Genomic DNA, 13,112 nt, shown 5'->3' on the forward strand with positions numbered 1-13,112 from the left:
TTACCAGATAGAACGCCCTGTTGGTAAAAATAGAAAGCCAGAATGGCTGAATACGAAAAAACCACTGTCGAATCACCCTGACAGTGGTTTTTTAAAGCCAGAAAGGCTCACGAACGGCTGGTCACTTCCAGAAGATGGTATCCAAACTGAGTCTGCACCGGCCCCATTACTGTATTCAGATCCGATGAAAAAACCACTTTATCAAATTCCGGTACCATCTGCCCCGGACGAAAAGATCCCAGATCCCCACCCTGAGCACCTGAAGGGCACAGAGAATGCTCTCTGGCAATATCTGCAAAGTCTTTACCCGACTCAATTTCAGATTTCAGGTTTAAGCACTGCTCTTCCGAAGCCACCAGAATGTGGCGGGCTGTAGCTTGAGACATGATTCTGGCTCCTGTTAATTCATATCAGTATTATTTCAGGTCATACAGACTTATCCTGACGCTTCTATATGACAGTGGCAATCCTATTTGATACGTTTTTCATGATCTGGTTCAATAGAATCACTATCTTTTACAATCCTTAGTGTTACGGATCTTAGCAACGTGGTTGCTTTTATGTGGCGAAAGACATCATTATAGCCATAACCAAAGACACTACTGTGTGATTTCCACCCGTTTTCATCTGCTTTGTTATTCTCCCTTGCAATGGCTACAATACCTATCTTTATAGTATCGGGGCCAACGCACAGGAGAAAAAGCTATGACGGAATGCCGGATGGGTTGTGGTGCCTGCTGTATCGCTCCGAGCATAAGTTCTGCAATGCCTGCAATGCCCAATGGTAAACCTGCCGGAGTGCGCTGTGCTCACCTGATGGAAAGTTTGCTTTGCGAGCTATTCGGAAAACCTGAACGGCCAAAGGTATGTGGTGACTTTCAGCCCGCGGACTATGTCTGTGGTAGCAATGGAGAGGAAGCGATCAGGCTGATTACAGAGCTGGAAAACTGTACTGGCTGATCTCTTATCGACGTTCTGTATAGCCCGAGGCATCGGGCTATCCAGTGAATTAATATAACATCTGAAACAGTTATTTCAGTACACTCCAGCCAATATCAGACACGTACTGCAACTTCTGCCATAGATGCTTAGTTGATCGATTCAACTTCAATACTTGTGGTCGTATTATCTGACGCATCGTAGCTTTCGGATTTGATAAATACCCCATGGCTTTGTGAAATCCAGCTTTTGCTATAGCTACCATCAGCGTCCGTTTCTTTCAATACAACCGCATTAAAAGTACCGGCAGGCACAGTTACGCTGACGTTAACACCTTCAACCACGCCGGATTCAACATCTGTATTTTCAGAAATTGTGCTACCCGAACCAGGAATCAGAGTATTTGTGCTTGTAATCGTTTGCTGTACTGAAGGAGAAGACCAGGTTTGCCCTTCACAGTAAGTCAGTGCCGGACCAGCCAGGTATTCAGGGCTATATTCAATTGTAAGGATGTCACTGAAAGAACCAAATGGCGTGCTTGAAGTTGCCTCAGTCACAACTTTAGATTCGTAGACATAGCCATTATCGATGCGATAGTCGGACGTTGTGACCGATGATGACTCAGAATCAAATCCTGTGACAGAATACTTAGAAGTACTGGTGGTTACAGACCGGGTATTACTCACCTGATTATAAGTAATCGTCATTGTTCCAGTCGCACCAGACTCTTCATCTGTTATGGTAAAGCTGGTAGAAGTACCACTGGATGGCAGAGGAACATTGACACAGCCACCACTACCGCCTGTATCAGTCCCACCGTTTCCGGTTGAGTTATTAATAATCGCCAGAAATTCACTGACACTGCCCACTTTTACCGGAGCACTGCCAAACGAGCCTCCCATAACATAAACTTCATCTGCAGTATTAATACCCAGATATGTTCCAGTCGCTGAATAATAGCGATAAGTCCACGGATCATCAGATGCAGTGGCCTGTCCTCCCGGAGCAAAGAAGGAACTGTATTCGCCTTCTGCCCAGTTAAAAATGGTTTCATTATCCTGCGCATCACCGTGGGCGCCGTAAGAAAAGAACAGAGCCAGAGATACCAGGGCCGCTCCTTTTGACTTGTTGAACATACAATGTCTCCTGAAAATCATGAATCTTGAAGTAAACACTCTTAATGCAACACAAATGTATCATTAAGTAATATCTGGTATACGATACCTGAAAAGCCTTTATTTGCGAACATTTCTTAAAAATATCAGTATAGCCATTATATTTCATATCAGATTTTTCCTCACATTACAGTGAGTTACCTGTGTACTCGGATAAATATCCGGCCCTGAGAATATATTTCATTTTTTTATCCAATTTCCACTACCAGCCCCATGAGGTATTGATTTACAGACTGAAACGTTATGCAATAAGCCTGTTCACTGTCCCACGGAGATATTCCTTTGTTAAAAGGCAAGCATTTTATCATCAGCCTTTCATTGATACTGCTATCCGGATTTATCTCTGTCAGCTTACTGAGCTACTTTTCCGCCCGAGGCTCTCTGTCTGAACAGGTTGTCAGCCAGATACTTCCACTAACGGGGGAAAGTGTTTATTCGCAGATTCGGCAACAACTCAGAGAACCCGTATCTCTTGCTTCTATGATGTCACATGATACGTTTTTAAGAGACTGGGTCATCAATGGAGAAAAGGACAGCTCGCAAATTACCCGGTACCTTGCCGAAATACAAAAAAAGTATGGCAGCACAACCAGCTTTTTTATTTCTGATAAGACTCACCATTATTATCATCCCAGAGGTGTTGTGGGAGAGGTCAGGTTTGATAATCCTCAGGATAGCTGGTTTTTTCGCACTAAAAACATGCCGCAGGATTATGAGATCAATATTGATTTAGAAAGAAGAGTCAGGCAGATGCTGACTGTATTTATCAATCATAAAGTATATGACTATCAGGAAAACTTTATAGGTATTGCCGGAGTTGGCATCTCTGTTGATAACCTGCAACAGATGATCAGTCGTTACAAGAAGCAAATGGGCCTGACAATCTACTTCACTGATAGAAATGGCAATATCCTGCTGGGCAGTTCGGATAAAATCCGTTACCAGAACATCAGACATATTCCGGGATTAAGTCAGTTATCATCAGAACTACTCAGTCAGAAAAATGACCGCTATCAGTATCATCATGATAACGCTCGTATTCATCTGAATATTCGCCTGATCAGTGAGTTCAACTGGTTTCTGATTGTAGAACGGCAGGATAATCCCTGGGATCCCCGTATCTGGCAACCCTTCCTTATTAATCTGCTTATCGGCACATTAATATCCATTGTTATCCTTATTCTGGTACTGAGCCTGATTACAGGACATCACCAACAATTAAAACAGCAGGCAATGACAGATAAACTCAGTGGAGCCCTGAACAGACAGGGTTTTGAAGATATCTGGCAAAATAAGAACAAACGCTTTACTAATTCTGAGTATCCTATGCAATGCCTGTTAATTGATATTGACCATTTTAAAAAGATTAATGATACCTTTGGTCACCTTGCTGGTGACCAGGTCATTGTTGATATATCCGACATTATACGTTGCCATATCAGCTATAAGGATGCATTTATCCGCTGGGGTGGTGAAGAGTTTATGATTCTTGCAGAGGATACTGACCAATCTGAAGCGATATCAAAGGCAGAACTAATCCGTGAACAAATTAGCCAGTGTGTAAAAGCCGGCAACCAGCATAGTAATGAGGATAATACAATCACCGTCAGCACGGGCATTACCCAATGGATACCTGATGAAGCCGCTGACGCCATGATACACAGGGCTGACCTCGCATTATATCAGGCGAAAAAATCTGGCCGGAATCGAGTGAAAGTTAACTCAGTCACAGAATCAACTACAATTACATAACAGACTTGAGGCAAAGAATAAAACCCAGTAATCTGGCCCTGTTTGAACCAATGGAAGATCCCTATGAAACTGATTGTTAAACCGATCAGATTATTGATTTTATCAATCGCCCTGACTCTGTCAGGTCAGGTACTGGCTGAATGCAGTGATTGGGATTCCAAACAAAAAGCTGATGCGGGATCTAAAGCCTTTCTGGGTGATGACACTGAGATATTTCAGCCAGCCGTTGTTCTGAAGCGACATCATCCGGGGTATCAAAAAGAAGTGGCCAGCTACGCTAAAGCCGGGGGACGCTTCTATACCATGTTTTTTATTATCGATATCAACTGCAAAGCCTTTTTCATCAAACGTGCAGGCCCCAGGTAATTTCCGATTTCAGAGGAAACTATCATGCGACTTTTTATCTGTGCTGATCCTCCTGAAGAGATTCAGCATAACCTGAGCAGCTTGCAGTATCCAGATCAGAATTATTCTGGAGTACCTCTGATCAGACAAGAATGGGTCTGATATTACTCAGACCTCTTCATTATCTCTGGCATCCCAGCTCTGCTTCTTACGATAAATGGTTGAAGGGCTGATCTCCAGCAAAGCAGCTGCGCTGTTAATATTGCCACCGCATAAAGCAACAACATGCTCAATAATGTCTTTTTCAATCAGCCAGAGAGGTTTTACTGCCGAGATAGATGCAGGCAATATCCCGGTTGAATTATCAGATATTGCGTCAATAGCGTTATCTGCAATAGCCTTGGAGTGAGCAGACACTTCAGAAGTGGCACCGGATTCTGAATGCACAGCAGACGATGTAGCCGTGGAATCTTCAATATCATGCCAGACTTTATCAACCTGACGAGCAAACGTTTGCAACTCACTATGAATATTCACATTCAGATCACATAAAGGTGGCGGTAACATCTCTGCAGTCACAGTATCGCCATCATGCAATACGATAATATTGCGAATCACATTCTGCAGTTGCCGAATATTCCCAGGCCATTCATAGCTACTGAGAACAACCTCCGTTTCCGGAGCAAAGCGAATAAATGATTTACCTTCTTCCTGAGCATAGAGTTTCAGGAAATGCCGTGCCAACATGGTGACATCGGTTTCCCGTTCTCTGAGAGCGGGCAGCACAATTGGAATAACATGCAACCTGTAATACAGATCCTCCCGGAATCGTCCTTCACTGACCTCTTTGAGAGGGTCCCGGTTTGTGGCACACACAAAACGCACATCAACCTGCTGCGTATGGCTGCTCCCTACCTTCTGAAAAGTACCGGTCTGAATGAAGCGCAACAGCTTAACCTGCAGTTCCATATCCATTTCGCAGATTTCATCCAGAAACAGGGTGCCACCGTCCGCTCTTTCTGCAGCCCCTTGTCTAGGACTGACAGCGCCGGTGAAAGCACCTTTGACATGACCGAAAATTTCGCTTTCCATCAGATCTTTTGGAATAGCCCCACAGTTCAGAGCAACAAATGTCTGCTCTTTTCTCGGACTGAGCTGATGAATTGCTTCAGCACAGACTTCTTTACCGGTACCACTCTCCCCTGTGATAAATACAGTAGCTTTACTGGGAGACGCACTTTCAATGATACTGTAAACCCTTTGCATCGGAGTTGATCCCCCGACAAAACCGGCAAACTGATTGCGCTCGTAACTTTCCTGCATCGCTCTCAACTGTCTTTCCAGCTGAGTTTTCTTCAGAGCATTATGTACCGTGGTCAGCAATCTGCTGGAGTCAAAAGGCTTTTCCAGATAGTCTGCAGCGCCATAGTGCATGGTTTCAACAGCGGTCTCGACCGAGCCATGAGCAGTAATAATAATGGAAGCGACTGGCAGCTGTTGCTGGTGAATCTGTTTGAGAATCTCAAGTCCATTCATATCGGGTAGCTGAAGATCAAGCAGAAGACCATCAAATACCTGAGTCTCCAGCAACGCCAGTGCTTCTGAGCCTGTTTCAGCAACTGTAACCTGAAAGTCCTCAGTTGCGAGATAGCTATGATAGAGCCCGGATAATGCCGGACTGTCTTCAACAATCAGGATTGAAAAGTCCTTGCCTTTCATACGATATATTCCTTAATTCTTTCTGGATATGCACAGCCTGGCCAGACACAGACAGTTACTTCAGTCATACAACAAAAATAACCAGAACGTCACATGGTGCTAATTATAAGATTTTTCAGAAGAAAGTGCCTGATTAATAACGAAACATTACTCAGAATCAGGGCGAATGCTGCATCTGATTACATGATTTTTGTTCTTTATTTCGTGCGACATACCCATTGCAGACAAAAGCGATAAGAATGAAATCAATATATAATTTCACTGCGCTTCGTCACTTCTGGCATTTTCAATAAATCGGGACAATAAATGGTGGGCAAGCGAGGCTTTATCCTGTAGTCGGAGTAAACCCTGTTGGTCAAAAATCCTGAAAAAAGCAGACGATTCATCATCACCGTCGCGAATCACCTGAAATCCCATCGACCAATCAGGAAAGTCCCTATGAGTAACCGCTTTTTCAGACAGTTTGACGATATCTCTGACTCTGTTGTCATTCTCTATTGCATGCATCAGATGATGCAGCTCATGCACCTCTCCCTCCAGGACCTGTAAAAAAGCACCTTGATAATACAACAACATACCCGTTATCTGTCGCTCTGCATTTCTGCCCATCGCATCTGCTAGCAACTCAACAAGGTCATCATCATCAAGAGGCCGGGACTGAGTGCAGACGTATATGATCTGGTGTAAATACATCATACATTGGCTCCCTGCTTTTCAGAGTTGTCTGTTAAGCATAGCAGAGACTGGTAAGCTGATTGCCTTTGAAGAGAAATTCTGAATCATGAGCAGGAAAGAATATACCTGACAGCGGGGTTTCAATACTCTGATCCAGCAGAAAATAATGCTGAACCAGAGTTTTTATTCAGGCCTGTCCCATCACCAGCCCCGGCAACCAGAGAACAATCTCAGGGAAAGTCATACAAAGAATCAGCACCAGCAGATTGACCAGAATAAATGGAGTGACTGATTTATAAATCTCCCCCATAGTAATACCAGCCGGAGCAATCCCTTTCAGATAGAACAGTGCAAAACCATAAGGCGGAGTTTGTACGGCGATCAGAATATTAATAATCATCAGTACACCAAACCAGATCGGATCATACCCCAGAGACACCGCAATCGGAGTAAACAGGGGCGCGCACATCAGAACAATAATAAACTCATCAATAATAAATCCCAATAACAGCATAATCAGCTGAAACATGATGATGATCATAATCGGTGGCAGGTCCAGGCCTTCTGTAAAGCCTGCCACCATATTCTGCACTCCCATCAGCAGATGAAAATTACTGAATACCGAGGCACCAAAGATGATCCACATGGCAACACTAACCAGAGTACCGGTCTGAAAACCTGCTTCCCGGAACATATCCCACTTAAAGCGCTTGAAGACAATCGCCAGTAAAATAGCTCCGGCAACACCAATAGCTCCGGATTCTGTCGGTGTGGCAATACCGGTAATAATACTGCCCAGTACCGCCACAATCAGCAGTACAGAAAACAGACCATCACGGATAATACGGAACTTTTCATTGGCAGGCAGCTCAGGCTGTTTTTCCTGCTCATGATCCATAGGAGCGCGATCCGGGTTTAACCAGCAGCTGATCACTACATAAGCAATTAACAGTACCACGGTCAGTAAAGCGGGCATCATGGCACCCAGAAACATCCGACCCACGGAGTTCTGAGTCGATGCCGCAAACATAATCATGGGGATGCTGGGCGGAATCAGAATACCCAGACCACCTCCAGCCATAATGACTCCAAGTGCCAGACGCTTATTATAACCACGCTCCAGCATCGGTCTTAGCGCAATACTGCCTGAAGTCATAATACCAGCGCCAATAATGCCAACCATCGCACCGATCATAGAACAGACCCCGATAACACTGATGGCCAGTGAACCTCGTAAGCGGCCAACAATGATCTGGCTGAAGTTGAACATGGCATCACCGATACCAGACTTAGTCAACAACTGTCCCATGTAGATGTAAAGCGGAATCGCCAGCAGAATAAAGCTGAAATATGTAGATTCCAGTGTTGTCGGAATAATGTTGAACAGGCTATCTCCCCAGGTCAGGTAGCCCACTCCCATAGCGATACCGCCCAGTGCCAGACCAACCTGAGCACCCAGCGCAAAAAAGATCAGAATACACAGCAGAAGTACAGCTGTGAGCATTTCAATTTCCATCATCACTGTTCTCCTGTTGATTTATCCGATGGTTTGACTGAAGACCCGGTGACATGGGAATCAGGCTCAATCTGAGAGCCATGATCCTCTTCCTCGTGATGGTGCTGATCAGAAACTTCAGGAATCAGGTCATCATCAGTCAGGAGGAAATATAATTCAGCCAGCATGTCTCTCGCCAGTTGAGCGATAAACAGACTGCAAGCCAGCATCATCATGATCCAGAAATGGAACATAGGCGGCGCCCATTCGCTCTGACGTCTGTAGTCAAACTCAATAGACTCTTCGTATTTGCCAAAGCACATCTGAACCACCAGCACCAGAAAGAAAACGCCCAGTGACCAGGAGATCAGATTAAATACAGCCCGCCCCTTAGGGGTGACACTCAGATAAAGAATATCGACATTAATATGCGCACGCTTTTGTTGTGCATAAGCACCACCCAGTGCCGCAATATAGCCAAACAGGAATAGCGAGAGATCAAATGCCCAGATGGTAGGGCTGTTCAGGACGTAACGAGAAAATACTTCAAACACAACCACTGCGGCCAGTACAGGCATCAGAAATGCGGAAGCCTTACCGCATAACATCACCAGAGTATCAATACTCAGGCAAAGCTTGCGAAAAATGGCGGTAACCATAGGCACACCTATCGGAAAAACAGCAATAATTAAAAACAGAAAAACCAGCCGGGCTTCACCCGGCTGGTTTCTTTATGACAAGATTTACTGACTCGCTTTCAGAATGTCAATCAGCTCTTTGCTGTATTTATCTTTTGCAGCATACTCATCCCACAGGCTGGCACCAGCAGCAGCCCAGGCTTCCTTATCACTCTTGCTTGGTGCAGGACTCCACTTCAGGCCTTTCGCCTCCATTTCAGCGACCGCTTCACTTTCCCACTTACGAGACAAAGTCAACTGATCCTGGGCATGAATTTCAGTTGCCTTGCGTACCACGCTCTGCAGATCTTCAGGCAGTTTCTTCCATGCATTACGGTTTACGACAATAGGCAGAACCTGAGCACCCGCCAGAGGCAGACGGTACATATATTTTGCCACTTCAACGTGGTTACCATCACGGTGGTCGATCATGTTACTACCGATCGAACCATCGATGACACCCGTTGCCAGGCTGGTATAGATTTCACTCCAGGCCAGAGAAACCGGAGAAGCCCCCAGGTTACGCAGAAATTTACCATATGCACCCGGTGCGCGAATCTTCAGACCTTTAAAGTCTTCAATAGAGTTCACAGGCTTTTTAGTCAGCACATAGACCGGAGGCTGAATGTAAGGCTCCAGCCATACCATCCCCTGGGAACCATAAGCCTTAGTCAGAACTTTGTCCCAGCCTTTATCATGAAACAGGCTCTGCAGCTCTTCCGGATCATCTGTTCCACCCGGCAGACCAATCTCAACAATGCCCGCAGGCAGCTCACCAGCATGCATTGACTGGAATGGTGCTCCCATAGTAATCAGGCCTGATTTTACCGCGCCCAGCAGACCACTGGTTCCCACACCTTCGCCAGAATAAAGTACCTGTACTTTAATACGGCCCTCAGACATGGTTTCAATATTTTTTGCCAGACTCTCGTAAACCTCACCAAAAGCAGTACCACGGCTATAGAGGTTACTGAAACGCCAGTTATGCTCTGCAGCATTTGCTTCTGAAGCCGCACCGCTCAGTCCCATGACCAGAGCTAAAGATGAAACCGTTAGTGTCTTTTTAATATGACGGATTGTCCGAAACATACACTCACCTGTAATTTATATTTTTTTTGTTCAGGGCCATTGGCCAATGTGCAGGGCAATGATTTCAGAACAGGGCATGGCGATAAATTAACGGGTTTCCACCTATAGGTTTGACTTTTTTTACGTAAAATAGAGTTAACGTCAGTAAAATTGACACGGGATGGACAATCATAGAGGATTTCCGATTTTCTATTACCTCATACCTTCAGGCGAAACAGCATGAAAAAGCCATCACTGGGGCAGATTAGCGATTACGAAATCAAACAACTCAAGGTGTTTAAAGCCGTTGTCGATTGTGGTGGTTTCAGCGCCGCTGCAGCGGAACTGAATATCAGCCGACCAACGGTCAGTAATCATATTGCCAGCCTGGAGAGTCGACTGGGTATGACCTTATGTAAACGTGGTCGCAGTGGCTTTACTCTCACGGAAGAAGGCGGCGTAGTATATGAACAGACCAACCTGTTACTGAATCAGCTGGATCAGTTCCGCAGCACGATCAACAATCTTGGCGATAGCCCCAACGGCGTACTCCGCATCGCTCTCAGCGATACCTTCAGCACGGATAAACGGAGTAAATTCCCGGAAATTGTCAAAACATTCTGTAAAGTCGCTCCTAACGTTATTCTGAAGACAGAAGTGGATCACATGCGTGATATGGAGCGACAAATACTGAATGATGAACTGGATGTTGCTTTTATCCCTTATCACAGAAAACTGGATGGTCTGAACTATATCCATCTGTTTTCTGACGAGAATTATCTGTACTGTGCTGCCGGACATCCATTTTACGGTATGGATGACCAGCATATCTCTCAGGAGATGCTGAACCGTGCCCGACTGATTCATGCCGGACTACAACCCCATGAAGAGGTCTATCAGAACCTGTCTGAAATGAACCTGGCAGGTTCTTCCTATCACTATGAGTCCCGAATCGCTCTAACACTGTCCGGAGAGTTTGTATGCTTTCTGCCCGAGGAGGTCGCCCGGCCTTACGTACAAAGCGGTCAGCTAAAAGCCATTGCCAAAGACAAAAAGCACTTCACTCTGGGGGCCGCTGTCATCTATAAACGCAGCCATAAACCCAACCGGGCTAAAAAGCTCTTTCTGGGTACAATCCAGCAGTTCTTCGATGACACCGGGCATCAGGCACCATATTGAAAATATCAGGTGATGCTATTTTCACTGAAATCAGATTAAACAGTTGACCTTATACTGAGCAGAATATTACTTTAGAGAATCAATAAGTGAAAAAAATAGCTTAAACATTTACTAACGTCAGCACAGATTATAATGAAAAAGAAGCAATTTACCGGTCAGCTTAGCGATATTGATCTCAGAATGCTGAGAATTTTCAGAACGGTTGTTGAATGTGGAGGCTTTTCTGCTGCTGAAGTCGAGTTAAATATCAGCAGGGCCGCGATCAGTATTGCGATGTCTGATCTGGAACAAAGGCTGGGCTTTCGTTTGTGTCAGCGCGGGCGTTCTGGTTTCTCCATGACAGAAGAAGGCGAAAAAATCTATAACTACACCTTGCAGCTACTAAGCTCTATCGAAGATTTTAAGACTCAGATTAACACACTGCATACTCAGCTGATTGGCGAACTGAATATCGGCATTACCGACAATATGGTCACTGTGCCTCAGATGAAAATCACCCGGGCTCTGAGCAACCTGAAACAAAGAGGCCCGGATGTAGTCATCAACATCCGCATGATTCCACCCAATGAGATCGAAAGCGCCTTGCTGGATGGACGCTTGCATGCAGGAGTGGTTCCCGATCTGCGTAAGTTACCCGGCCTGAACTACTATCCGCTCTATAAAGAAAAATCCCTGCTCTACTGTAGTCAGGAGCACCCTCTTTTCAACTATGACGAGCAGGAGATCAGCGATGAAGCACTGGCTGAGTTCGATGCGGTAGTGCCTGCTTACGCTCAATCTGCAGAAAATAAACAGTGGCAGACGAAACTGAATACCAGCGCAACATCCACAGACAGGGAAGGCATCGCCTTTCTGATTCTGAGCGGTCAGTTTATCGGATTTCTTCCTACCCACTTTGCCAGTCGCTGGGTTAGTGATGGCAAACTAAAGGCAATTTATCCGGATAAGCATTTTTACTACACTCATTTTACCGCCATCACCCGGAAAGGAGCCCGCCCGAATCTTATCCTGGATGCTTTTATGGAAGAGCTCGACATGAATATCGATACAGAAGCAACTTCAAATCAATAAGAGATCTGCTGACGACAACACCGAACAGTCGTCAGCCTCACTCTGCAACAAGCAATATTCCTTTTATTCCGATACTGACTTATCAGACTGAAATACTGTCTTTCTGGCATAAAAATCGAATAAACCAGTCAGTCACCAGTTCCCGATCAAAATGTACCTTACCCTCCCTGACAGATGCCTGACCTTCAGCTACCCGCTCGGGATCAATACCGCTCTCTGCTCTGACAGCAATAAGATCATAGGTGTACTCCAGACTGAATTCCGGATGTATCTGCAAGGTCAGTATTCGATCACTATATAGCAGCCCCGCATACTGGCAATAGTCAGATGAAGCCAGTACTTCAGCCTGATCAGGTTTAGTCAGCACCTGATCTCTGTGCATCGCGTTCAGGGAAAACTGTTCCACGTATTCTGAGATAAAGGGCACTTTCATATCGAGCCTGAAAGTCTGCAAACCAACACCCCAGCCACCCGCATAGGGACCGACATCAGCACCCATAGCACTGGCAACAATCTGATGACCAAAACACGTGGCAATCATTGGCCTGCCAGTAACATATATATTAAGAATCAGCTGTTTCAGCTTTACCATCCAGGGTAAATTTTCTTCAACACAATGACCTGATCCGGTAATGATCCAGCCATCACACTCTGTTGTTTCAGCAGGAAAATCATCATATCTGATATCATATACCCGGAATAAAAAGCCCCGATCAGCACAGCTGAACAGATCAATAAACATATCAGCATATGTGCCATGCTTTTCAATTAAGTTCTCTGGCGGAGCTCCAGCGGCAAGAATACCTATTTTCATTACTTTCAATTCCTTATTGTCTTACTTCCATCAGAAATCCATACTTCTGATTCAGCTGATAACAGGCCCCCGTATTCTGACTTAACTCAGAAAAATAATGAACAGATAAGGGCACGAATTACGAAAAAAATTCGCTATAGCAACAAGTTACAACTTTTCAACACGACAAAAAACCTATAGTCCTGCTAATATTCCAGTATCAT

At 45.0% G+C, this 13,112-nt stretch carries 13 protein-coding genes; 5 read left to right on the forward strand and 8 right to left on the reverse strand.

Annotated features, from left to right (window positions below):
* Positions 1-107: 107 nt before the first annotated feature.
* Complete coding sequence (locus H4O21_RS20585) at positions 108-386, reverse strand: peptidylprolyl isomerase (protein WP_220495773.1); 279 nt, start codon at positions 384-386, stop codon at positions 108-110.
* Positions 387-705: 319 nt separating this feature from the next.
* Between H4O21_RS20585 and H4O21_RS20590 the strand changes: the two genes are divergently transcribed.
* Positions 706-960, forward strand: a complete 255-nt coding sequence (locus H4O21_RS20590) for a YkgJ family cysteine cluster protein (RefSeq protein ID WP_182810783.1) — start codon at positions 706-708, stop codon at positions 958-960.
* Between the two features lie 128 nt (positions 961-1,088).
* Here the strand turns inward: H4O21_RS20590 and H4O21_RS20595 are convergent, their stop codons facing one another.
* The gene (locus H4O21_RS20595) at positions 1,089-2,075 is read right to left on the reverse strand and encodes a hypothetical protein (RefSeq protein ID WP_182810784.1); all 987 of its coding nucleotides are present in this window, start codon (positions 2,073-2,075) and stop codon (positions 1,089-1,091) included.
* A 321-nt stretch (positions 2,076-2,396) separates the two neighbouring features.
* Here H4O21_RS20595 and H4O21_RS20600 point away from each other — a divergent pair, with 321 nt between their 5' ends.
* Positions 2,397-3,866, forward strand: coding sequence for a sensor domain-containing diguanylate cyclase (locus tag H4O21_RS20600; protein ID WP_182810785.1), 1,470 nt, complete (start codon positions 2,397-2,399; stop codon positions 3,864-3,866).
* A gap of 63 nt (positions 3,867-3,929) precedes the next feature.
* On the forward strand, positions 3,930-4,232 hold the full coding sequence (locus H4O21_RS20605) for a hypothetical protein (RefSeq protein WP_255487399.1): 303 nt from the start codon (positions 3,930-3,932) through the stop codon (positions 4,230-4,232).
* Between the two features lie 147 nt (positions 4,233-4,379).
* Here the strand turns inward: H4O21_RS20605 and H4O21_RS20610 are convergent, their stop codons facing one another.
* From H4O21_RS20610 to H4O21_RS20630, 5 genes are all read right to left on the reverse strand, one after another.
* A complete protein-coding gene (locus H4O21_RS20610) occupies positions 4,380-5,930 on the reverse strand; it encodes a sigma-54-dependent transcriptional regulator (RefSeq protein ID WP_182810786.1) in 1,551 nt (516 codons plus the stop codon).
* Between the two features lie 258 nt (positions 5,931-6,188).
* Positions 6,189-6,626 carry a BLUF domain-containing protein gene (locus H4O21_RS20615; protein ID WP_182810787.1) on the reverse strand — a complete coding sequence of 146 codons (438 nt, stop codon included), beginning with the start codon at positions 6,624-6,626 and terminating at the stop codon, positions 6,189-6,191.
* Positions 6,627-6,792: 166 nt separating this feature from the next.
* Positions 6,793-8,121, reverse strand: coding sequence for a TRAP transporter large permease (locus tag H4O21_RS20620; RefSeq protein ID WP_182810808.1), 1,329 nt, complete (start codon positions 8,119-8,121; stop codon positions 6,793-6,795).
* Positions 8,122-8,123: 2 nt separating this feature from the next.
* Positions 8,124-8,759, reverse strand: a complete 636-nt coding sequence (locus H4O21_RS20625; protein WP_182810788.1) for a TRAP transporter small permease subunit — start codon at positions 8,757-8,759, stop codon at positions 8,124-8,126.
* Between the two features lie 84 nt (positions 8,760-8,843).
* A complete protein-coding gene (locus H4O21_RS20630; protein WP_182810789.1) occupies positions 8,844-9,866 on the reverse strand; it encodes a TRAP transporter substrate-binding protein in 1,023 nt (340 codons plus the stop codon).
* A gap of 219 nt (positions 9,867-10,085) precedes the next feature.
* On the opposite strand from H4O21_RS20630, the gene H4O21_RS20635 reads away from it, so the two are divergent.
* Together H4O21_RS20635 and H4O21_RS20640 are read left to right on the forward strand one after the other, a co-directional pair.
* Positions 10,086-11,024, forward strand: coding sequence for a LysR family transcriptional regulator (locus H4O21_RS20635; RefSeq protein ID WP_182810790.1), 939 nt, complete (start codon positions 10,086-10,088; stop codon positions 11,022-11,024).
* Between the two features lie 132 nt (positions 11,025-11,156).
* Entirely contained in the window at positions 11,157-12,095 is a 939-nt protein-coding gene (locus H4O21_RS20640) for a LysR family transcriptional regulator (RefSeq protein WP_182810791.1), read from the forward strand.
* An 82-nt stretch (positions 12,096-12,177) separates the two neighbouring features.
* Here the strand turns inward: H4O21_RS20640 and H4O21_RS20645 are convergent, their stop codons facing one another.
* Positions 12,178-12,909, reverse strand: coding sequence for a glutamine amidotransferase-related protein (locus H4O21_RS20645; protein ID WP_182810792.1), 732 nt, complete (start codon positions 12,907-12,909; stop codon positions 12,178-12,180).
* Positions 12,910-13,112: the final 203 nt, after the last annotated feature.

This window comes from Oceanospirillum sediminis (assembly GCF_014164585.1).
GTDB lineage: Bacteria > Pseudomonadota > Gammaproteobacteria > Pseudomonadales > Halomonadaceae > Oceanospirillum > Oceanospirillum sediminis.